Here is a 23121-nt window from a genome sequence, read left to right as displayed (position 1 = left end):
TTCTAATACCTCACAACAACCATTAAAAAAACGATCAAACTGAGCGCCATACAGCCGGCGAACTTGTAATTCGGTGCAGCTATCTCAAACACTGATTTCTTTAGTAAACCGGACAGCAAGTTGTTTACAGCCGAAGCCGGCGAGATAGGATTAGACAAAGCCCAGCTTCCAAGCAGCAGCACCGCAAAATAAGTTGGGCTGATTTGCACGCTCAAGGGATCAATGGCTCCAGCGAGCATAGTCACTGGCACGATCGGATGGAGACCAATTATTGAAGTGCTTGCAATCAATAGAACGGTTAATATCGTGAATGTGAAGGAAATCGGCATTGGAACAAATTCAAGCAAATTCGGAACCTTTGAGCCGAAGTTCGTAATCCCAATTGCTCCACTGAAAAAGCCGGCGGCCAGAAAAAGCGTAATCTCTTTCTGCAAAGCCGGCAAAGTGATTGTTATATGATTTATAATTCCTTCTCTGTATATATTCATGGTCCCCTTTATAATGCACCAGAACAAAGGGAAAGCTACTGCAGCCATACAGATTAATAAGACCATTGGCAGCTTGATCATATGTTCCATGGTTAAGATGACAATAATGGCGCCTATTAAATACATGCCGAGTCCAACTGGAAAATTCGAGTTCTCCTTTTTGTCTACTGCCTCTTCAAATTCATCTAGACTAGCGTCACGCAATTCCCGAAAATCGACTGCCCAGCTTATGCCGAGGCTAAGAATGGCGAGTCCAAGCATATAGGGCAGGACGGACGACCAGGACAGTCCTAACGTTGAAGTCACTAGTGTCATGGCAGCGAAATAAGGTGACCAGAGAATCGCTCCTGCAAAACCTCGGTTGAGCGCATTTGCAAGCAAACGGCTCATCCCTGGCTGCGGTTTAATAAAGACCATTTGATAAACAACCGGTATCGAACCCACGTTGATAAATACGCCCATAATTTGAGTGAGCAGCTGCGTTCCCAAGAATAGAGCGGCCTTGCTGTGCAGGTTAGCTTCGTAAAACCGCTTCAAGGCTTTAACGTATTCAGGAATACGAACTGGAATTCCGAACAACGGGGCGAATAGGAAAAGCGTTACAATGGTCACGTTTATACCAGCCGACTCGAACCAAATCCTAGCATTTGCTTTCTGAAGCGCAAGAAGTACAACTCCAATAGTCACAAAGAAAATCGTAAGCCAAAACGTCATCCCCTTCAGTTTTGGCAACAGCAAGGCGATTGCAGTAAACACCAATCCACCGAGCAGAAAGACCAGCATCTCAAGCTGCGCCGCTTGCAACGCAATATACACAGCGGCAATGGAAAATATTATTATTCTCTCCGCTGCCGTCTTAATTGCGGATGTCATCCGATCCGCCCTCTTTCATTTCATCTTAATTGAATTGCCAGCAGCTTAAGCTTAGGTTACCGTATTGGTAGCTGCGGTGAAGAAGTTTTGCGTTGCGGTTGACGTCACCTGCTCCCATGGCGAGAAGAAGCGGAATGAAGTGCTCATTCGTCGGTACGGCCTCTTGGGCATGGGGAGCGAGCTCACGGTATTGAAACAGAGCTTCGGTATCCCATGACTCCAGCTTACTTTGAATCCAGTTGTCGAATTGTTCCCCCCACTCTTCAATTCCCTCCGACCGCCAGTTCAATTTCCGTAAATTATGAACGGTCCCACCGCTTCCGATGATAAGAACATCCTGCTCGCGGAGTTCCGCTAACGCCTTGCCGATTTGATACTGCCTTTCATTAGATAAATAACGATTTACGGATAGCGCTACGACCGGAATATCTGCATCCGGATACAGTAGTTTTAGAACAGCCCATGCCCCGTGGTCTAAACCTCTTTTTTCATTTTGAACGTTCTCAACACCATGCTTTGTAAACAAGTTTTGAATCTGATCTACTAACGATCGGTCACTTTGTGCCGGATAAGTCATCTGGTAAAGCTCATCTTGGAACCCGCCAAAATCATAAATGGTTTCATAAGTTTCTGCGGCGCTAACCGTCTGTATCGATTCCTCCCAATGAGCGGAGAAGAGAACGATAGCTTTTGGGCTTGGCGTGTGCTCTTTAAATTGCTTAAGCAACTTTGTATATTCGTTATCATCGAGTACGATTGAAGGTGCACCGTGCGCGAAAAAATAGGATGGCATCATATCATCTCACTCCTTATTTATGTTTAGTTCGGCATCCTTCTTCATCCACTTCATAAAATCAAGCTGGTTCTCTTCGGATACGCCGTGGTCGGTCGGATATAGTTTGAAAGTTAAGCGCTCCGTCTGGTCTTTTAAATAGTCAGCTGTCTCGTGCCCGATACGAACCGGGAATACGGAGTCGAATTCTCCATGCGAGACAAATATGGAAACATCCTTAGCACTTCGAAGTGAATACTCCGTTTTTACAAACTCAGGAATATATCCGTTCAACGCTACGATTCCCTTTAATTGATCTCCCATTGTAAGTGCAAGCGTCATGGACAGGATTGCGCCTTGGCTAAAGCCGAGCAAATAACGTTTGTCAGGATCGATTGGATACTCCTCAGTCGCATATTGAATGAATGCTTCGAGATCTGTAACCGCTTGGTCATACATCTCTCGAATTGGGTTTCCTAGGCTTTTCAAATCGTAATATTGGAATCCCGTACCAAGCGGCAAATTACCGCGAATCCCAATGATGATGAAATCTTCAGCCAATGGAGCAACCAAACTGAACATATTTCGTTCATTCGATCCTTTGCCATGGAAAGTGAAGATCGTCGGATATTTCTTTCCTTGCTCTAGTTTAACCGGTAAGTGAACGTCATATTGATATTTCGGATTCATCTTAGTTTCCTCCATGCTGTAAGTTATTCACTGCGCTTGCTCATAATAAAACGGTCAACAGAGAACGGTGATCGATCGGCAACAACCAGATACAACGAGACCAAGATGAATCCAAGATCCAGCTCATAACCAGCCATTTGACCGTTACCAAGAAGTCCAGCCGATAACTTCGCGGTTATAATTGCACCGATGAGTATGATGACAAACAATCCTGCTACATAACGAGTAAACAACCCCAAGATCAACAATATACCGCCGATAAGTTCAATCGCTGCAACAACATAAGCTAAAACTCCCGGAATGCCTATGGAACTGAACCAAGCTTCTACATTGCTTATTCCCTGAAACTTATCCACTCCGTGAAATATAAATATGATGCCCAACACCACTCGCATGATAATGGAAACAAAAGCTGTTTTATTCATTCTTTTTACCTCCAAAATATTAGTAATAGAAATATATTTTCTATAGGTGTAATTTAAAACGATTTACATTGACTTGTCAACACAAATATTGATAATATAAAATTAAATTTAGTATTACAAATATTCTAGAGGTGTGATTAGATGGATATTGGCTCCACTATACGAGCGATCCGGAAGCGAAAGAATATCACAATCGCTCAAATATGCGAAACAACCGGACTGTCTCAAGGATTTATGAGTCAGGTTGAAACGAATAAGACCTCACCGTCCATCTCAACATTAGAAAGTATAGCTCAAGCACTTAAAGTGCCACTTGCCTACTTGCTTCTAAAGAAAGAAGAGCGAATGAGAATTGTTCGGAAAGACGAACGGACAATCACAACAAGCGGTTCAGAAAATCTAAAAGTCGAACACTTGAGTTCCACAAAAAACGTACGGATGATGATTATAGAGTTTCCTCCTGGTTCTGCGACTGGCAATACTCCTCATGCACATGAAGGCGAGGAGGTCCATATAGTCATTAAAGGGAGAATTTACGCGGAGCAAGGGGAAGATAAGGCTGAATTTGGAGAAGGTGATTCCTTTAGTTGGAATGCTTGTACACCACATTTAGTAAGAAATATAGGTGAAGATAAGGCAATCGTGTTGATCTCCATCTATAAAGAGAATGAAAATGAAAATGAGATTGGATAGGACCTCATCTAACTAAGCAAAAAACCCACAATCGAGCCAGATAGGCCGAATGTGGGTTTTTTCAATAACTTTTGAATACCGTAATGAGGTAAATTCAAAGCAGATGGAATTTCCAACGATTTTAGGCAGCCGCAATCAGATGGAACCAAGAACTACTTCTAAATCTTATACGCCTTCATAGCCTTGCGGATTTCTTTCAAGCTAGGGCGCTTGCCGTACATAAGTACGCCGGTGCGATAGATCTTAGCGGAGATGTAGACAGCCGCGTAGATCGAGACGAGCAAGATGCCGAAAGAAAGAAGCGTCTGCCACATCGGTACTTCCGTCAGCCCAAGGCGGAGCAGCATGACGAATGGCGAGAAGACCGGAATGTACGACGTCACTTTCACGAGCATGCTGTCCGGCGCGCTTATGCTGAAGATTGCGATGTAGAAGCCCGCCAGAGAGACGAATGTCAGCGGCATGACCGCTTGACCCAGGTCTTCCGTCCGGCTTACAATCGAACCGACCGCCGCGTACAGCGTCGCGAACAGGAAGAAGCCCGTCAGGAAGAACAGCAGCGCGTAGATGAGCAGAATCGGATCGACGAGCGACAAGTCGATGTCGAGATTGCCTAATGCCCCTTTGTTATGCGGCATGGATATGTTCGTCAAAATGACGGCTAAGTAGAATGTGACCTGCACGATGACGACGACGAACATGCCGAATATTTTGCCGAACATTTGCTTCAGCGGCGATACGCTCGTAATGAGGATTTCCATGACACGCGAGCTTTTCTCCGCCGTAATCTCCGACGCGATCATGTTGCCGGAGGTCATGATTGCCATGAACAGGAAGATAATCATGACATAGATGACGCCCATGTTGACGCCTTGCTCCGCCGGTGTTCTGCCCGTGTTGCCACTGCCCGAACCTTCGCCGGTATAAATCTGAACGGTGCCGATCTTGATCGGAGCCGATAGCTGCGCCATTTGCTCGGCGGAAAGGCCCGCATCCTGGAGCACGTTCGTTTGGCGAATTTGCAAAAGCGCTCCCTGCAGTGATTCCGTCATGCCGAATTCCATCAGCTTCTCGGACTTGTAAGTCATTTCCGGGAAACCGCTGTCCGTCATATCGCCGAACTCAAGGTAGCCTTTGATTTCCCCTTCATCGATTGCTTTTTTCAACTGCTTCTCGTTTGCCGAGGCATCGCCTTTGTCCTCAAAAGGAACCATCACGATGTTCGAATTTTCTTGTTTCTCGTAGTATGCCTTCAAGCTGTCGCCTGTTGTCGTGCCGCTCGCCGCTTGTTCGCTCTGCGACTGGATATAGCCGATATTTGTTACTTTGTCGCCTTTATCAAACTGTGCAATGATATAAGGAAGATTAATGCCGATGCTGATAATTAACGCGATAATCAACGTAGTAATGACGAAAGCTTTGCCTTTGACCTTATTCCGGATCGTAAACCCTACTACCGTCCAGAAACTATTCATGACGATCACCCACCATTCGGATAAAGATTTCATTTAGCGTCGGTTCCTTGATTTCGAAATGATTCACGTTCGCCTGCTCCATCGCCAAACGAAGAATGTCTGCGCCCGCCGCTTCGTAGGAGATGGCAATGTCGTAGCCGCGCTCCGTGCGCGTGACTCCGGTTACGCCGGCCAGCCGATCGAGTCCACTAATTTCTTTGTCAGCGCCAAGGATGACACGTTCTCTCGGGAATTGTTTTTTAATTTCCTTCAAACTGCCCTTCAAGACCGTGTTCGATCGATGCAAAATCGTAATGTTGCGGCACAGCTCCTCGACATGCTCCATCCGGTGCGTCGAGAATAGGATGCTCGAGCCGGAGTCGCGCAGCTCCTTCACCGTCGACTTCAATAATTCGACGTTGACGGGGTCAAGTCCGCTGAACGCTTCGTCCATGACGACGATGCGTGGTTTGTGGTTGACAGCCGCGATGAACTGAATCTTCTGCTGGTTCCCCTTCGACAACTCTTCGACCTTCTTGTTGTAATATTCCGGCACCTCGAACCTCTCCAGCCACTGCTTCAGGTTGCGGTCGGCATCCGCTTTCGACATTCCTCTGAGCTGCGACAGATAGATGATCTGATCGCTGACCTTCACCTTCGGATAGAGCCCGCGCTCCTCCGGCAAATACCCGAGCAGGCTAAGCTGCTCATTGCTGTAAGGCTTTCCGTTGTAGAGAATCCGCCCTTCGTCCGGATAGATCAAGCCGAGCACCATCCGCATCGTCGTTGTTTTGCCGGCGCCGTTGGCACCGAGCAGGCCGTAAATCTCGCCCTCGCTTACCTCCAAGCTAATTTCGTTAACTGCTGTTTTATCCCCGTATTGCTTAACTACCTTTTCTACTATTAATGGATTCATTTCATTACTCCCCTCTATTAGTTCATTCTTGTATTTAATCTATCTTGTGTAAGCAAGGCATTCATAATCTCATCCAGCTCTAGTGCCTGCCTGCTTACAATCTGATAGCCTTCCTCAGCACACCATGCTTCAGCTTCTGCAGCCTGATTTGTCGCAATTCGATAGGTTGCTCCGCCTGCATGCTCAACAACGGTTTGACCTGGGATTAACGCTGCTTTCTTCGGAGTCAGATCCGCTCCACTTACAAATAACGTAAACCAACTGCTGAATAGCTCATCCTTCTCGTACATGCCAAGCACTCTGCCTTGAGCCATAAAGATGATAAAATCAGCAAGTCGTTTCACCTCTTCGATGATATGGGAGGTCATAAGAATGGTACGGTCTCCTCGATCCATGTACCGATGAAGCACCTCAATCATCGTTTTCCATGCAAGCGGATCAAGCCCCGAGGAAGGCTCGTCGAGCAGGAGCAGCTCCGGATTATGTGTTAGGGCTAGTGCAAATTCAAATTTGCGACGCATCCCCTTCGACATTTTGCCAAGCAGCTGATTATCATCGACCTCAAGAATGCGAAGCAGCTCCCGATAACGATTCACATCCCATTTGTCATACCAGAAGCGATGAAACTCAGCTTTCTCCGTCCCCTTCATGTTGTCCTCATGCGAGGAGGATTGATCATGCAAGTAACCAATTCGTTTTTTAACCTCTGTGCTGAGCCCATTCTCCACTTGCTCTCCAAGCAGCTGAATGGTGCCCTCATCCGCTTTATCCAAATCAAGCATTAAGCGAAAGGTGGAGCTCTTACCGCATCCGTTCGGCCCAACAATGGCAGTAATGTAACCCTGTGGAATACTCATATGAACCGGCCCTAGTTTGAAGCTCGCACGATTTTGCACAACGCCGTCTAATTGTATCGCCATCGTCTCATTCATCATATGTCCCATCCTTTAATCAAAATGCTTGCTCATCGCTTCTTTAAACATCGTCTGCAGCTCTTCCTCTGTGCACTGAACCCGCTTGCCGGCCACTACTGCCAGCTCTAGCGCTTCAATAACAGCAGCAAGACGATGCCGGTCACGTTCCTGATCACCAACCTGTGCCACATAGGTGCCGGTTCCTTGCCTTGTTCGAAGCAGCCCTTCCGCTTCCAAATCGTTATATACTCTTTTTACTGTAATTACGCTGCACTTAACGGTTTGGGCAAGCTCGCGAATCGATGGCAGCAGCATCCCTTCCGAAAGTTGGCCGCTGACGATTAAGGCTCGCAATTGTACTTCGATCTGATGATAAAGCGGCTCTGCACTTTGTTCATTAATTTGGATCGGCAGCCGCATGAGGTTCACCTTCTTCCATTCTCAAATATCTATGCTCTGTAGGTTCTTTTCTCCAGCCGATTTTCAATTCGTTTAACGCCGAGGAACGCAGCAGCAACACCAATAGTTACGGTTATGATTGGCAGCCACCAACTGCCGTTCTCGATTGCATGCAGCGAACTTGAAACAATATTTCCAATATCCAAAAAGGCTAGACTGATTGAAAAGATAAGCAGAAAAGCGAGATAAGTGATGTTGAAGAAAAAATATGTTTTTCCTGAATGCCCCAATTCCCAGTATACATAACCAATCCCCATTGTCAGTGAATAGCCAAACCAGCTTGCTCCATATAACACGAAGCTTAAGGCTGAAATATCAACGCCCATATTCCTTGCAATGATAAATTGCAATAGGAAGAAAACAAGTTGAGCAGCAAACAATACGATACCCAGCTGAATGATTCTCCCTAGTGCAATTTGTTTCGATGAAATCGGCAGCGTTCTCCATTGTGCGATCTTCCGCGTATAGGAATTCTCTTTCCAGGAACGCATCATTGTCTTATTAGCAATGAACCCTAGAACAGGCAGAATCGAAAGGTAAATGAAATCGAGTGACCAGTTTCCGAATGGGCCATTTTCCCCTATGAAGCCATCCCGCATTAAAGGAACGGTAAATAACAATAGATATCCGATAAAAAATAATGTAAAAAGACTTTTCCATCGATCTTTAGCCAGCTCATGCTTCGCTAAATACCATGCACCCTTCCATAACCCCACAGCATTTGCTCCCTTCAATCGCTTAGCGAATATACTGTATATATCCTTATACACAGTATATTCAGTGTATACACAGTTGTCAAGTACTCCCATAAAAAGATTTTCGGAGGAGAATTCCCTTCTACGGTAAATACTCCTGCACAATGGCAATCCCCTTATTTGCAAGCCAATCACTTCTGCATAAACATAAAAAAGCCATGTTCTCAAAAGAGTAGTCTCTTTCGAAAACATGGCTTATACATTGTCGTTCTATCCGAAAATAGCATCAATAACGGGTTTCGTATGGCCGCCTGGATACATAAGATACAGCAATACGTAAACCGCTGTGCCTGTAATAGCTGTAATAAACCAAACCACTGAAGTTATTTTACCCCATTTGCGATGCTTGGCAAATTTCTTCTTATAACCAAGCGTTAGTGTTGTAATTCCGAATGCGCCGCCAACTGTAGCAAGCACGATATGAAACAATAAGAAGACAAAATAGTAAGGCTTTAAGCTGTCTGGGCCGCCCCAGATTGTATTTCCTACGAATATCGAACGCGATACATATACGATAAAGAAGATCGTTGCTGACACTGCTGCATAGAACATAACCTTCTGATGCTCTGCCAGCCTGCGCTTAATCGCGAGCCTCCAGCCTACGGCTACCAGCACCGCACTAAGCACGATGAAGAAAGTACTGATTGTCGGTACAATATTATATTTGTCCACTTTTACCCCACCTAATATTCGTTAAATAATTGGTATTAAGCTGTTCCTGTATTCGTATTCGGCAATTCATCGTCCTTATGCTCACGCTTGAACCATTGCTTGAATATATACGCCAATATAATGCCGTACATAATTTCCTGCACGAACTTCATGACGATTCCGCCAAGCTGCTGGTCTTCAACAACGTCCATAATATTAAAAAATTGCGGACCGCTAAAGCTCTCCAGCAAACGGCTCGGATCACCCGATACACAGTACCCCATCGCTGTAACCCAAACATTAGGATCGCTATAAATCGCATACATAGACGTTTTGGCAAAAATAATTAAAGCACAAGCTGGTGTCAGAAGCATGCCGTTCGCAAACACATAAGCCATTCTCTTCACATCGCTAAGTCTGCTCCACTCCGGAACAGGTGAGGCAATCTGCCACCACATCATAAACGACGTTACAAGCAAAATAAAATAATAAAGACGATGCACAGAGAAGTGCGTCATCACATAGTCATGGACAATTGGGACATGATAAACCGAGAACAAAATATTAAACAACAAAAGACAAATAATAGGATGCATCATGAAGCTCAGTTTTTTCCAAAACGGAGCGGAGAACATTTTTCGCCATAAGAAGCTTGGTACTCCAAGCAATACTAGCGGCGGTACAACTAAATAAGATACTGACATATTGACCATATGAAATGTAAACATAAGGTGACCTAATAGATTTAAAGGTCCTCCGTGAACCATATAAAACATAATAGCAGCCGAAACAAACATAAACTTCTGAAGCTTTGTCGCTACATCAGCCTCAGGAGCATTCTTCTCACGCCATGGTCCAATTAAGTAGTAATATAGAATGACGATTGCGGCCATTCCGAATAGAAACATGGGGGTCCACAATTCCTCGAAGCGAAAATATTGTAAGCCAAGCATCGTGGAAACTCCTTTCAATTACGCTAGCTTTTTTACAAAAGAGGAGGGACCCAAGCCTCGGGACCCTCCTCTCCTCCAATAGTTAAATCGGTTACCACCAAGCCCAGTATTCAGCCATAATGACACATGTGAAGACGATGAATACACCAGTCAAAATCCCAATAATTGCGAAAGTATGACCACGGTCTTTCATGTGCATCCAGAATGCCATTTGTACGAACACTTGCAATACCGCTAAGCCGATCAAAATGATGTAGATAAAATCTTTGTTGATTTCTCCGCTTATTACAGTCGCGAATGCGATGAACGTAAGCAAGATCGAGAAAATAAACGCGATAATATGCTTTTTAGGTCCTTCGACCTTATGACGCTTGGGGCTTTCCTCAGTGGCTGTATGATTGCTTGCCATGGATTAAACCACCTTTCCCATCAAGTAAACGACGGTGAAAATGAATACCCATACAACATCGATAAAGTGCCAGTACATACCAGCTACATAAACCTTAGGTGCTGTTACTACAGTCAATCCTTTTCTTGCTAATTGAATAATAATCAATGTGATCCATGTAATACCGAAAGCAACGTGTGCTCCGTGGAAGCCTACCAGCGTATAGAACGAGGAGCTGAATGCGCTCGTTGTAAAGCCGTGGCCTTCATGTACATAGTGCCAGAACTCGTAAATTTCAAGAGCAAGGAAACCTGCGCCAAGAATGACCGTAATAATCAGCCAGTTAATTAACGCCTTCACTCTGTTTGTATGCAGCGCATGAACAGCGAACACGCTTGTTAAGCTTGACGTAAGCAAGAGTGCTGTCGCAAGCGCAACGAGTGGAAGCTGGAACAATTCATGTGCTGGCGGTCCATCAAGGACTTGATTCCGTAGTGCTAGGAACGCTGAGAACAACGTTCCGAACAATACAGTTTCTCCGCCAAGGAAAAGCCAAAAGCCTAATACTTTATTGCGTCCCTCGAGGGTCGCCTTTTCGGGCTCATGAGGCAATTGCCCCTCTACATGCGAATGCGCACTCATGCTTTACCCCCCATATCTCTAAGGATTTCTTCTTCTTCAATGTGGAAGCCGTGATCATCGATTACGGAACGAAGGAACATGCAACCGAACAAGATCAGCAAACCAACAATACCGAGAGCATAACCTGATTTGAATGATCCAAACAAGTTGCCCCAATCTTTAGCGTACATGAAACCTAAACCTGCGATAAACAATCCAAATCCCATGAAGAAAGGCAGGATCGAAGGAGAAGGCATATGAATTGGACCAATTGGCTCCGCAGGCGTCATGCCCTTGTGACCGTCCGTTTTTTCTTTCCAGTATGCATCATAGCCGCGTACAAGCGGTGTTTGAGCAAAGTTGTATTCAGGAGGTGGAGATGGAATCGTCCACTCTAGAGTACGACCGTCTTCCCATGGATCAGCTGGTGCATTTTGTGGTTTGAAAGCTGTGATAACAACGTTCAGCAAGAAGAAAATTGTACCAAAGCCCATCAAGAATGCGCCTACTGTACTGATCATGTTCATTTCGTTGAAACCAAGACCGTCGAGATATGTCCAAATACGACGTGGCATACCTAGCAAGCCAAGGAAATGTTGAATAAAGAATGTTAAGTGGAAGCCAATAAAGAATGTCCAGAACGTCAATTTACCAAGTGTTTCATTCAGCATACGTCCGAACATTTTTGGCCACCAGTAGTGAAGGCCTGAGAAAATACCCAGTACCAAACCACCTACGATAACATAGTGGAAATGTGCTACGACAAAATAAGAATCATGATATTGGAAGTCAGCAGGTGCTGCTGCCAGCATGACGCCGGTAACACCGCCCATTACGAAGGTTGGTATAAATCCGACAGCGAACAAGTTAGCTGTCGTGAATTTAATGGAACCGCCCCACATCGTAAATAGCCAGTTGAAAATTTTGATACCTGTTGGAACCGCGATAAGCATCGTTGCAATGGAGAACAGCGCATTCGCAACTGGTCCAAGACCAACCGTGAACATGTGATGCGCCCAAACCATGAAGCCCAAGAAGCCGATCAGGATTGTAGCGAATACCATCGAGCTGTAACCGAACAAACGCTTGCGTGAGAATGTACTTATTACCTCGGAAATAACGCCGAAGGCCGGCAAGATGAGGATATAAACCTCAGGATGCCCGAATATCCAGAAAATATGCTCCCATAGGACCGCGTTACCGCCGCCAGAAGGATCAAAGAAATTTGCATCAAACAATCTGTCGAACATGAGTGCCGCTAGACCAACTGCCAAAGCAGGGAATGCGAACAGGATTAGCGCCGAAGTAATGAACGCAGCCCATGTGAACATCGGCATACGCATGAACGTCATGCCTGGTGCACGCATGTTAATAATCGTTACGAGGAAGTTAATACCCCCGATAAGTGTTCCGATACCAGCTATTTGCAAACCTAGTACATAATAGTCAACGCCGTGATCGCCGTTATAAGTCGTCCCCGCGAGCGGTGCATATGATGTCCAGCCTGCATCTGGAGCGCCGCCAGTAAACCAGCTCACGTTAAGCAAAATACCGCCGAACAAGAATGTCCAGAAGCCTAATGAGTTAACGAAAGGGAAAGCTACGTCGCGCGCGCCGATTTGAAGCGGTATAACCGCATTCATTAAGGCGAATAAAAGCGGCATCGCTGCAAGGAAGATCATCGTCGTTCCGTGCATGGTTAAAAGCTCATTATATGTATCCGCGCTAACAAAGTTATTTAGCGGCTTCCACAATTGAACTCGAATCAAAATCGCTTCCAAACCACCGACAAGGAAGAAAAAACCGCCGGCAATCATATACAATATTCCGATTTTTTTATGGTCAACCGTAGTCAGCCAGTCCATCAGACCGCTGTAACGTTTGACCTTATGCGTATGCGCATGAGCCAAAGTAGGTACCTCCTTCAATCACCGATAAATTATTGTTCGTAGTTAAGCTTCAATTCAGATAAGTATTTAGCAATACCTTCAATCTCTTGTTCAGTCAAATCTTCGATTTTACCCATTTGGTTGCCCGGTTTAACTTCGTCCGGGTTTTTGATCCAACGGTGCAAGTTGTCGTATACTGAACCTTCATTGGAATATTGCGGATCATCGGTGTTAACAAGTATACCCCCGACAGTCTCACGGCTTCCGATACCTGTCAAGTTAGGATAAGCAGGTCCGCCCAAATCACCCACTGCGTGGCAAGATAGACATTTGCTTTCAAATGCTTTAGCAATTGCCGGATCGCTTGGAAGCGCTACAGGTTCTTTAAGTGCAGCTACCCAACGATCAAATGACGACTCGTCCACTGATTTAACTTTAAAGTCCATCAAACCATGTGAAGGTCCGCAAAGCTCAGCACATTTACCCAGGTAAACGCCTTCTTTTGGTGCAGAGAAGTACATTTTATTTACGTTAGCACCAGGGTTGGTATCGATTTTCCCAGCAAGCGATGGAATCCAGAATGAGTGAAGCACATCTGCGGATTTCGCTGTGATGGAGATCGTCTTACCTTTTGGAATAATAAGCTCTTGTGCTGTCTTGATTCCGTAAGCTGGGTATTCAAACTCCCACCAGTATTGGTGTGAAGTAACGATGACCTGAACCGCTTCCGGATCTTTGCTGTAGTCTTTAGCAAGATTAAATACGGACTGAACGGTTGGAACACCCAAAATGATAAGCATGATGATTGGAATTACTGTCCAAATAATCTCAAGCTTATGATTTCCTTCCACCTGCTTAGGAATTGTTTTGTCTCCCGGACGTCTGCGGAAACGAATAATTACAAACAAAGAAATCGCAAATACGGCAACAATCACGATCAACATGATTCCAATTGCCAGCTTCATCAGCCCGAATTGTTCTTCCGCTACAGGTCCCTGAGGATTCAGCGTCGACAAATCGCTCCGCCCGCAAGCCGCTAGTACTAGCACCATCATGGCCATAAGCGGCGCAAGCCGTTTTACAAATCGCCACCGTTTCATCATTAATCAACCCCACTTTTGACGTTTTCGCAGCTGCCTAATTTTCACGTGGCATACGGCTGGCTGCGTGTTTCACAGATGTTATTACAACTCCTGCAACTTAAATCACTTTATTAAATATAAAGTTGAAGCCCCTATTTGTCAATGTTCCACAGAGAGTTCACAAATTGTTCTCAAAGCTGTCAAATTCGCATCATTACTGCGTTTTTTCGCATGATAAACTGTCTTGTTTAGCCCGTCTGCATGGCATTCTCTCTATCCTACATTGTGCACCAAACCCATGGTCAATTATGTATGCTTGCAAAAACGTATATTTATGGAGCCGCGGCAAAAACTAAAGCCATTATCGTATGAATGGGGGTCCGTTCTTTATGGTTAAACGAATTGCCGCATTGCTGCTGTCGGCAGTCATGATAACAACTTCAGCCGGCTGTGCCTACAAACAGTATGCTCAGCAAAGCGACACCGATTATGGAAGCCGTCAAGCTAACGATCCGAAGATGCTCGGCGGCAGAGCTTATGGGCCGACTACGAACAATGCTGACCAGCATAATAATTCATTTTTTGAATACAGCTCCGTCATCTCACGCAAAGTAACTGATCTAAACGGCGTGGCTTCCGCAATCGTTATGCTCACAGACAAAAATGCTTATGTCGGTTTAATGCTTGATTGGACCGCAGTTGGCACTCGCAATTCCGGCGGTAAAAGCGAGCAAGACAATACAGGCACTAGTGATGGCGTATATAACCATGATACGGGCAGTCCGTATGGCAACAGTAAGATCCTTGTGTCACCGTACAACTCCTATTTCTCAGTAAATGATGTTAATGATTTGTCGGATGAACTTAAGCAGACTGTCGCTCTTAGAGTTCGCGAGCTGGCTCCAGCTGTACAAGAAGTTCATATTTCAGCCAATATGGAGTTCGTAAATTACTTCAACGATTTTGCCAAGGAAGCTTGGGGAGGTCGATCCTTAATGCCACATATCGATAAATTCAATACCGTAGTGAAATATCATTTTGCCGGAGGAAAGGATATGCCTTCTCCAATTACACAACCAGGCACCTACAGCCCATCCGAGACTCAAATGAATCATTAAAAAAAAAATCGCTTCTATTATATATATAGCAAAAAGGCACTTCTCACGGAGAGCCTTTTTGTTATTTCTATCATTTTGCTTTTTAACGCATCGGAGCAAAGCCGCTGATTTCTGCCAAGATTGCTTCAGTTTGTGATAGCAGCTCATCTGACAGTTCAATGTCTACTGACTTTATGTTTTCTTCGATTTGAGCCGGTCGGCTCGAACCGATAATAGCTGAGCTCACATTCGGCTGGCGAAGCACCCATGCTAATGCAAATTGTGACAATGATGCTCCAATCGTTGCAGCCAGCTGCTCCAGTTTCTCTGCAACCTGCAGTACATCTTCTCGCAAATAACTGTTAATGATGCCATTTGTCTTATCATTTGCAGCACGACTGCCTGCCGGCACGGCTTGGCCTGGCTTGTACTTACCTGTTAAAATCCCTTGTGCAAGCGGTGAGAAAACAACCTGCCCCATGCCTTCTTGCTCACAAACTTCGATAACGCCCCGTTCAATATACCGCTCAAACATATTGTAAATCGGTTGATTCGAAATAAGCTTCCGGAGGTTAAGACGTTTCCCTATCGCTGCAGCATCCGTAATTTGCGCAGCTGTCCACTCGCTGACCCCTGCATAAAGCACCTTCCCTTGTGCCGTCAAATCATCGAGTGCCCGCAAAGTCTCCTCAACCGGCGTTTCCGAATCAAAGCGGTGGCATTGATAAAGATCTATATAATCAGTACCCAAACGCTTCAAGCTCGCATCACATTGCTCGACGATATGTTTTCTAGAAAGTCCGCGATCATTTGGTCCTGAACCCATTGGGAAAAACAGCTTGGTTGCGAGAACATAACTGCTGCGTGTATACCCTTTTAAGGCATCTCCCATAACTTTTTCGGCTTCCCCATTATTGTAAGCGTTAGCAGTATCAAAAAAATTAATGCCAGCGTCATAAGCTTTATGTATACATTCCTTAGCGGTTTCCGCTTCTGTTGCCGTGCCGTAAGTGAGCCAGCTTCCAAGTCCAATTTCACTTACTTTTAAACCGCTGTTGCCAAGTCTTCTATACTTCATCCCAAAACACCCCTCTTAATCGATTTACTCCGCTCTTCATCTGTAGTCTATAGTACAACGTTCTATTATTAAAGTAGTGAATGTTTTTTCACTTTATTATCTTATATATACATACTATACTATTGGTAGCAGATAGAAGAGAGGGGAAATGTCGATGAGTGCACATAATTACATTCCGAAGGAACCGCTCCATATCGAATGTAATATTGAGAAGACATTAGATGTGATCGGCGGCAAATGGGCTTTTTTAGTGCTGAGAGAACTGTTTTGCGGCACCAAAAGATTCGGAGAAATACAGAGGCTAATTCCGGCGGTTAGTCCTCGTGCATTAACAAGCACGCTCCGTCATCTCGAGGATAAGGGCGTGCTTGAACGCAAGGTTTTTCCAACCGTGCCCGTTACCGTCGAATACACACTGACACCTAAGGGCGAGGACTTGCATCATATTTTAAAAGAAATGAAGCTTTGGTCGGCTAGATGGACATAGGCTAATGTTTCAACAGCTGATCAGGCAGAGACTTTGTGCTTGCTTGAAAGCGATCAATTGCAGTCTGATAAACGCGTCGATCGCTTTCATTACGAGACAATCGTTCAAGTCGAATCAACTCCGCCTCAAACTGCTCAATCAACATAATAACACGATCCTTGGGTTTGGATTGTTGACTATTTTGCGGCTGCTTGCTTTCTTCGCCGGTATCGATAAGCAGCTCGCCATTGCTGTCAATTTGGGCAAAAAACACTTCTGATTCCTTCACATTTCGCTTTTCCAGCTCATGCAGCAACCATTGCCGGTCATGTCCTAAATTCGCAAGCACCTCATCCTGAATATCCCCATCCATCAAAACGGTCATTGCCTCTCGCTCATTCGGCACCTGCCAGCCAAGCGTATCCGGAGTTAAAGGCTGATAGGCTTTCTTCAACAGGACATTGACTTCACCGCTTGATTCCATAACAGCAAACTCCACGTCGGCTACACGGTATACATCCTTTTTGCGCAATTGCTCGAGCATCTCATCCAAGGTCAACCGTTCCTTGTGCAAACTTTCTTTGAGCAGCTGGCCATCTTTAATTAGCACAGTACCTTTTCCGTCAATAAAGTCACGGGCTTTCTTGCTTTTCATGGTTAAAAATTCCATTCCAACCGACACACTAACCCAGACTCCTAATGATACCAGTCCCAAAAACCATAAATTGTCGAGATCAAGCGAGATATATGCGGCTATATTACCGATGGATATACCTGTTATGTACTCGAACAGCGACAGCTGGGAAATTTGGCGTTTTCCCAAAACCTTCGTAAGCGCAAATAAAATAGTGATGGCCGCTAACGTTCGCAATACAATTTCAATCCAACTTGGCATTTTACTTCCCCCTTCCATTTCTAGAGTATCCAGAAAGGAAAAAGTCATTCGCTGTAATTTGTTGTTGCATTTAAATATAATATGTAGTATGATAATGTGAATGTATAATATTTAACCCCATAACATCCCCAGTAAGATTCAATGTTTTCCTCAGATTTTGATTTCTTTGCTGTTAATTCCAAACCTGTTACGTGATGTATTTCTGATTCACACTGGCGCGGTCATCGGAGCCGCGAGGACGGAAGAGAGGTAGGGCTTTCGTTGTTTTAGGATGCGAGTTTAAGACAACTTGGTACACATGCTGTTTGCTGTTAACAAGGGGACCCAATACGGCCTTTCTTATAAGAAGAAGAGGTCCGGTTAAATATATGATACAAACAAGGGCTGTCCGGCTAGCGCATTTATGTGCTATTGGGGCAGCCCTATCCAATTTTCCAACCTTTAGTTATTCATTAGGACAACCGCTTGCTGCAAAATGACCCGAACGATTTACTTTTGTCGCGAGGTACCTCTCATTATGCTCCGATCGATCTCCCCACAGCGGAATACGATTTTTCACATCAAGCCCCGCCGCCTGCAATGCATCCAGCTTCTTCGGATTATTCGTAATGAGTGACACTGGTTTCTCACGAAGTGCTTTCAATACGAGTATCGCATCACTATAACTGCGAGCGTCATCAACAAAGCCAAGCTCCTCATTTGCCTCTACGGTGTCATAACCCTTCTCTTGCAGTAAATAAGCCATCGCTTTGCTGAACAAACCGATTCCTCTTCCTTCATGATTGGCCAAATAAAACAATGCGCCTGTACCCTTTTCCACAATCATATGCATTGATTCATGCAGCTGATAACCGCAATCACAACGTTTGCTGCCAAAAATATCGCCCGTATGACAAATGCTGTGCATTCGAATCCACGCCTCATCTGCCTGTTCGAAATCGCCATACACCAGCACGCTTGATTGCTGCATTTCTGCTAAATTAATCGACGAAAGCTTCTTGATGATTTGCTCCGCATCGTCCAGCTGCTCTTTGCAGAGCAGCCAGCAATACCATTGAAAAATTGCCTCGCCTTCATCAAGCTTCACCGGAAGTTGAATGGGACCGACTAAATAAATAGTGCCATGATCGCTTTCAATCACTTTTACCTTCTGATCAACTATAGATACTGCTTCTTTAAACATATCGCAATGCTCCTGACCTGTTCATAGTCTTTGTTTCGACTATTATGTTCGGTAAGTACATTAGCTATGCTAAGTGCAGTTCGCAGAATTGGAAAGCCGCTTATAGAACCGGGACCATTCCTTTGTTTAACTCTCGATAGGTTTCAATAGGAAGCTTCGGTTCACGCTCGAAGGACAGCAAGCCATTTTTCTCCTGCTCAACATCCGTTAACTGCGTATAACAATAACCTTGCAGTCCGCCAGCCGCTATAATCGGACGCATCACGGCAACTAAACGGTTCAAGAAATCCTGATCGTCTCTAGCCGAAGAATACCCCCAACCTACTTCATTATCCTTAATATACGAAATACCGCCGAACTCCGATAGCTGCACCGGCTCGCCATTATAAGTGAACCCAGGCACAAGTATTTTTCTGCCTTGAGGATCACATTTGACGGACATTTCAGGCGTTGCATATCTACTTGCCAGTATCTCTTCTTGGCTCTCATAATCATGAACCGTGTAAATATCAGATTTCACATGCTCCCAACCATCGTTTGAGATAACAGGTCTTGTATCGTCGAGAGATTTGGTCAAATAATAAAGAGTAGAGGCATGGTGCTGCTGCCTTTTGTCTATTAATATATTTGGCGTTCCCCAGCTTTCATTAAGTGGAACCCACACGACGATACAAGGATGATTGTAATCACGGTGAACAGCCTCCTGCCATTCATTCATGATACGAGTCACGTATTGTTCGGAGTATTGATACGCATTGGCCATCTCGCCCCAAACGAGCAGTCCAAGCTTATCGCACCAATACAAATAACGCGGGTCTTCTATTTTTTGATGTTTTCTCGCCCCATTGAATCCCATTTGCTTGGTCAGCTCGACATCCGTACGGAGCATTTCATCGCTTGGAGCTGTTAGCACACCACCTGGAAAATAACCTTGATCCAAAATTAGCTTCATATAATAAGGACGATTGTTTAAGCAAATAACGCCATCCTCAATCGATATCTTTCGCATGCCGAAATAGCTTTTGACATGATCCAATTCTCGTTCTCCATCAAGCAGCATAAATTCAACGTCATACAAGTTTGGCTTCTCCGGCGACCACCAGCGCCCAAGCCCATGATCATTAAAATCATGAAGCTTGATAGAGACCTCCTCTTCCTGCTCCATAACACGAATAACATCCTCAGCGATTAATTCACCTTCAAACGATATTTTAATGCTGAGTCGCAAGCCATTATATAATTCCGTTCCCTTAATAAAGCTGCGAATATGAATTTTATTATGATCGATATCCGGCGTCAATCTCACTCGGCTCACATGCGCTTGATTAACAGCCTCCATCCAAACCGTTTGCCAAATCCCAGTCGTTCGCGTATAGAAAACTTGCTCTGACTGCTCCTTCCAATACTGCTTCCCTCTAGGCAGCGTGACGTCTTTACTATAATCTTGTGCACGCACGACTATGCTATTGGGGCCTATTGCATTCAACACTGCAGTAATATCCGCATGAAATGGGGTGTGGCCGCCCTCATGACTTGCTACTAAATGTCCATTTACCCATACCTTTGCTTCATAATCAACAGCACCGAAATGGAGAATGATTCGTTTCCCTGCATACTCCGTTGGAACCTCAATACTTTTACGATACCATACGATATCGTGAAACGATTTTTCATTAATGCCGCTTAACTCGCTTTGGTAACAAAACGGCACCTGAATCTTGCGATCAAACTGTTTTCTCTCGAACCATTTATTATCACAACCTGCATTTGAGTCGTCATACTCAAATTCCCATTCCCCGTTCAGGTTTAACCAGGATGATCGCTCAAATTGCGGTCTTGGATATTCATTTCGTATTGCATCCATCATGTTCCCACTCCAGTCCTATTGCTTATGCTTATATATTATTTTTTTAGCGGATTTATCATTAAATGGTTGAACAACATTGTTGAACGTTCTGACCGAATGCCCACCTTGCCATGCAAAAATGGATAAGGGTCCGTATAATTAATAACTGGAGTTGAGCCATCCCCCAGAAATACTTTTATGTTCCCGTCTTTTGCAACAACTCTGAACGAATAGGCTTTACCGGTTTCCAGTTCTGCGCTTTCACTAGCTACTAAATTGGAATCATAGTTCATCCGATTCAAAGTCAGCTGCGAAGAAGAAATACCGATGTAATAGCCCATGACTGCATCCCTAACCTGAGCCGGATGGTAGGATTCATTGGAAGCTCGAACAAAAACGCCTCCGATATCCGTTTCTGCATTCAACTGCACATCAAACGCCAGCTCATAATTGTCCCAATTGTCACTGCCCGCAAACAACATGTCATCATCTATGCCGCTGCCGCTATAATCATCCTCCGATTGTCCAAACAGCCCCATTCCCGTTTGAGAGGATAATGAATGGAACGGCTGCTCCTTATCCAGCAGGTCTGTAGCGAACAGCTCAAATGAATGCATTTCCACTGGTCCAGCTTTCAGCTCTATCTTAAGCTCATAAAAACCTGCCGCAATTTCGATTGTTCCAATTCGAAGCTTCGCTGTGCCTTCTCCAAAGGCTGGGTCATCGGCTTTGATCTTCGTCTTCACGGCTTCGCCGCCGTTAATTGACCACTCCAAGACAACATCCTTCTCCGGCTTTTTAAGCGTTAGGCCGATCCCGTATTTCGCATGATCCTTCACATTCAGCTTGTATTTCAACCAGTCACCGCCTTGCAGCAGGCTCACGGAATAACTGCCGTCATCCAGCTTGCGAATCGGTACACCGTCTGCTTTCCTAAAATCACTGGTCTCGGATGGCTCCTGCTCCAAATGAAAGCCGCGATCAGCTTCCTTCAAATAATGAACCGACTCAATTGCCCCAGGCACAGGCTTATAGGCCTCAAAATCACTGCTGCCGCCTGCTTCATTCGTAAAGGCTGTATATTCATAAATTGGCTGCAACTGATTGGCGATATAGCCAATTTTCCCGCTGCTCGGCTTAGCTGTATGCTCCTCTATCTTTTTCATTCCGTCGAAGAAGACAAGAACAGTGTCATCACGCTGCTCGACACGAATCGTATGCAGCTTCGAGTAATCAAATTCATTAGGAAGCAGTGCTTGTGCAAGCTGTTTCTCTGATCCATTTTGAACCGTTACATATCCAATCTCATGTTTGCCTGGCCACAGCTTGATTGCTGAATAATTAGCTTCATCTGTATATGAGAATACAGCTGCAATCGTACCGCTATCCACTGCACTGTCCGAAAGATTCAATCGGAAGTTATATTCCGCAATAAACGCATCTTCCGTCGAAAGTTTACTCAGTACCTTTTGTTCAGCCGCGGATGATGATTCATCCCATTGTTCTGAAGAAACGCCGTCTGTGAGCCAGTTATATAATGAAGGCATTGCTGGCGCAGGCTGCATATGATCATGAGATGGACCAAAAACAACCAGCTTATCACCGTTATAGGCAAGTCGATCAATGTTCAATTCACGTACTGGCGGGCCTTCAGAAGAATGTCCAACCAGATTATGATAAGTCAAATAATAAGAGTCCATATCCGGCCCAAGCACTGTTGCACTATGGCCAAGCCCTTTAAATTCATCCTTTACGCTGATGACAATCGGATTGTTTGCAGGAATCGTATAATCACCGAAAGGCCCGTCCTTGGATACTGCGTAGTTCACCCGATAACCGTTGCTAAATACGTGATTGCCCGTATACGTCATATAGTAAAGGCCATTTCTCTTCCAGATCATTGAACCTTCTGTCCAATGTCCAAGAAATGCATTAGTCGTTACGCCAACATCAATCGTTAATGGATCTGGCATTTCATGCGCAACGATGCCTTGCGTGCCTGCATTCGTAAAATACCATTTCCCGTCATCGTCAATAAAAACAGAGCCATCGATAGAATTTCCGAGATTTTCGGTTTTGACGACGAAAGGGCCCGTTGGGCTGTCGCTTTGCAGCACATAATGCCCTTGGCCTGCCGGGGATGTATATAGGTAGAAGCTGCCATTCCAGTAAAAGACCTCAGGTGCATAAGCCCCAGTCGTAATGGGGTCTTCAGTGACTAGTCCTTCATATTTCCAATCCACTAAATTTTCGGAGCTCCAAGCTTTAATGCCCGGACGAAAGTCCTTTGTACTGCAATACAAATAAAACCTACCGTTGTAACGCATGATGAAAGGATCTCCGATCCCGTAATCCTCCCACTCTTGCTCCAGCTTCAACGAATTTGTATACAATTTAGCATCCTCCTTCAACAGTACGACTGCTTTTTCTTCTGGTGTGGACTTGCAGCCACTTAACATGACTACCATGCATACAACGAGGAAGGCGACAAGCTTCGTCGCCCTCATTTGTGTAAGGTTAAAATATCTCATGC

23 protein-coding genes are annotated in these 23121 nt (G+C 44.9%); 3 read left to right on the top strand and 20 right to left on the bottom strand.

The window, feature by feature from the left end:
• Nucleotides 1-2 precede the first annotated feature (2 nt).
• Genes ACIFSR_RS19755 through ACIFSR_RS19740 form a run of 4 tightly spaced genes read right to left on the bottom strand, consistent with a single transcriptional unit; the run spans nucleotide 3 to nucleotide 3248 of the window.
• Nucleotides 3-1361 (bottom strand): hypothetical protein, encoded by a 1359-nt coding sequence (locus ACIFSR_RS19755; protein ID WP_339204849.1) that lies wholly within the window; start codon nucleotides 1359-1361, stop codon nucleotides 3-5.
• 25 nt (nucleotides 1362-1386) lie between these two features.
• The gene (locus ACIFSR_RS19750; protein ID WP_430059429.1) at nucleotides 1387-2157 is read right to left on the bottom strand and encodes a DODA-type extradiol aromatic ring-opening family dioxygenase; all 771 of its coding nucleotides are present in this window, start codon (nucleotides 2155-2157) and stop codon (nucleotides 1387-1389) included.
• A gap of 6 nt (nucleotides 2158-2163) precedes the next feature.
• Nucleotides 2164-2823, bottom strand: coding sequence for an alpha/beta hydrolase (locus tag ACIFSR_RS19745; protein WP_430059427.1), 660 nt, complete (start codon nucleotides 2821-2823; stop codon nucleotides 2164-2166).
• A gap of 23 nt (nucleotides 2824-2846) precedes the next feature.
• Entirely contained in the window at nucleotides 2847-3248 is a 402-nt protein-coding gene (locus ACIFSR_RS19740; protein WP_339204852.1) for a DoxX family protein, read from the bottom strand.
• A gap of 141 nt (nucleotides 3249-3389) precedes the next feature.
• On the opposite strand from ACIFSR_RS19740, the gene ACIFSR_RS19735 reads away from it, so the two are divergent.
• Complete coding sequence (locus ACIFSR_RS19735) at nucleotides 3390-3941, top strand: helix-turn-helix domain-containing protein (protein WP_339204853.1); 552 nt, start codon at nucleotides 3390-3392, stop codon at nucleotides 3939-3941.
• A 158-nt stretch (nucleotides 3942-4099) separates the two neighbouring features.
• On the opposite strand, the gene ACIFSR_RS19730 is transcribed toward ACIFSR_RS19735, so the two are convergent.
• The 11 genes from ACIFSR_RS19730 to coxB all read right to left on the bottom strand — a co-directional run bounded on the left by ACIFSR_RS19730 (nucleotide 4100) and on the right by coxB (nucleotide 14044).
• Entirely contained in the window at nucleotides 4100-5416 is a 1317-nt protein-coding gene (locus ACIFSR_RS19730; RefSeq protein ID WP_430059424.1) for an ABC transporter permease, read from the bottom strand.
• Complete coding sequence (locus tag ACIFSR_RS19725) at nucleotides 5409-6311, bottom strand: ABC transporter ATP-binding protein (protein WP_339204855.1); 903 nt, start codon at nucleotides 6309-6311, stop codon at nucleotides 5409-5411. Before ACIFSR_RS19725 ends, ACIFSR_RS19730 begins: the two co-directional genes overlap by 8 nt.
• A gap of 17 nt (nucleotides 6312-6328) precedes the next feature.
• Nucleotides 6329-7246: an ABC transporter ATP-binding protein gene (locus ACIFSR_RS19720; RefSeq protein ID WP_430059422.1), complete on the bottom strand. Its 918-nt coding sequence runs from the start codon at nucleotides 7244-7246 to the stop codon at nucleotides 6329-6331.
• Between the two features lie 12 nt (nucleotides 7247-7258).
• Nucleotides 7259-7645, bottom strand: coding sequence for a GntR family transcriptional regulator (locus tag ACIFSR_RS19715; protein WP_339204857.1), 387 nt, complete (start codon nucleotides 7643-7645; stop codon nucleotides 7259-7261).
• Between the two features lie 29 nt (nucleotides 7646-7674).
• Nucleotides 7675-8400 (bottom strand): hypothetical protein, encoded by a 726-nt coding sequence (locus tag ACIFSR_RS19710; protein WP_339204858.1) that lies wholly within the window; start codon nucleotides 8398-8400, stop codon nucleotides 7675-7677.
• A 249-nt stretch (nucleotides 8401-8649) separates the two neighbouring features.
• Entirely contained in the window at nucleotides 8650-9111 is a 462-nt protein-coding gene (locus ACIFSR_RS19705) for a DUF420 domain-containing protein (RefSeq protein ID WP_430059420.1), read from the bottom strand.
• Nucleotides 9112-9146: 35 nt separating this feature from the next.
• Nucleotides 9147-10043, bottom strand: a complete 897-nt coding sequence (gene ctaG, locus ACIFSR_RS19700; RefSeq protein WP_430059418.1) for a cytochrome c oxidase assembly factor CtaG — start codon at nucleotides 10041-10043, stop codon at nucleotides 9147-9149.
• A 91-nt stretch (nucleotides 10044-10134) separates the two neighbouring features.
• Nucleotides 10135-10452, bottom strand: a complete 318-nt coding sequence (locus tag ACIFSR_RS19695; RefSeq protein ID WP_076267149.1) for a cytochrome C oxidase subunit IV family protein — start codon at nucleotides 10450-10452, stop codon at nucleotides 10135-10137.
• 3 nt (nucleotides 10453-10455) lie between these two features.
• Nucleotides 10456-11073 carry a cytochrome c oxidase subunit 3 gene (locus tag ACIFSR_RS19690; RefSeq protein WP_076267150.1) on the bottom strand — a complete coding sequence of 206 codons (618 nt, stop codon included), beginning with the start codon at nucleotides 11071-11073 and terminating at the stop codon, nucleotides 10456-10458.
• A complete protein-coding gene (ctaD, locus tag ACIFSR_RS19685) occupies nucleotides 11070-12917 on the bottom strand; it encodes a cytochrome c oxidase subunit I (RefSeq protein ID WP_076267396.1) in 1848 nt (615 codons plus the stop codon). Before ctaD ends, ACIFSR_RS19690 begins: the two co-directional genes overlap by 4 nt.
• Nucleotides 12918-12991: 74 nt before the next feature.
• Entirely contained in the window at nucleotides 12992-14044 is a 1053-nt protein-coding gene (coxB, locus tag ACIFSR_RS19680) for a cytochrome c oxidase subunit II (protein ID WP_076267151.1), read from the bottom strand.
• Nucleotides 14045-14412: 368 nt separating this feature from the next.
• Between coxB and ACIFSR_RS19675 the strand changes: the two genes are divergently transcribed.
• On the top strand, nucleotides 14413-15141 hold the full coding sequence (locus ACIFSR_RS19675) for a YhcN/YlaJ family sporulation lipoprotein (protein WP_339204861.1): 729 nt from the start codon (nucleotides 14413-14415) through the stop codon (nucleotides 15139-15141).
• An 82-nt stretch (nucleotides 15142-15223) separates the two neighbouring features.
• On the opposite strand, the gene ACIFSR_RS19670 is transcribed toward ACIFSR_RS19675, so the two are convergent.
• Entirely contained in the window at nucleotides 15224-16198 is a 975-nt protein-coding gene (locus ACIFSR_RS19670) for an aldo/keto reductase family protein (RefSeq protein ID WP_339204862.1), read from the bottom strand.
• Between the two features lie 148 nt (nucleotides 16199-16346).
• On the opposite strand from ACIFSR_RS19670, the gene ACIFSR_RS19665 reads away from it, so the two are divergent.
• Nucleotides 16347-16685 carry a winged helix-turn-helix transcriptional regulator gene (locus ACIFSR_RS19665; RefSeq protein ID WP_144376717.1) on the top strand — a complete coding sequence of 113 codons (339 nt, stop codon included), beginning with the start codon at nucleotides 16347-16349 and terminating at the stop codon, nucleotides 16683-16685.
• 1 nt (nucleotide 16686) lies between these two features.
• On the opposite strand, the gene ACIFSR_RS19660 is transcribed toward ACIFSR_RS19665, so the two are convergent.
• From ACIFSR_RS19660 to ACIFSR_RS19645, 4 genes are all read right to left on the bottom strand, one after another.
• Nucleotides 16687-17559 (bottom strand): DUF421 domain-containing protein, encoded by an 873-nt coding sequence (locus ACIFSR_RS19660; protein WP_430059414.1) that lies wholly within the window; start codon nucleotides 17557-17559, stop codon nucleotides 16687-16689.
• A gap of 445 nt (nucleotides 17560-18004) precedes the next feature.
• Nucleotides 18005-18742 carry a GTP cyclohydrolase II gene (locus tag ACIFSR_RS19655; protein WP_339204864.1) on the bottom strand — a complete coding sequence of 246 codons (738 nt, stop codon included), beginning with the start codon at nucleotides 18740-18742 and terminating at the stop codon, nucleotides 18005-18007.
• 100 nt (nucleotides 18743-18842) lie between these two features.
• On the bottom strand, nucleotides 18843-20606 hold the full coding sequence (locus ACIFSR_RS19650) for a glycoside hydrolase family 2 protein (RefSeq protein WP_339209745.1): 1764 nt from the start codon (nucleotides 20604-20606) through the stop codon (nucleotides 18843-18845).
• Between the two features lie 38 nt (nucleotides 20607-20644).
• Entirely contained in the window at nucleotides 20645-23119 is a 2475-nt protein-coding gene (locus tag ACIFSR_RS19645) for a family 43 glycosylhydrolase (RefSeq protein ID WP_430059412.1), read from the bottom strand.
• Between the last annotated feature and the right edge of the window lie 2 nt (nucleotides 23120-23121).

It is taken from the genome of Paenibacillus sp. NRS-1760, from assembly GCF_050467785.1.
Lineage (GTDB): Bacteria > Bacillota > Bacilli > Paenibacillales > Paenibacillaceae > Pristimantibacillus.
This window is presented reverse-complemented; position numbering and strand designations above follow the sequence as displayed.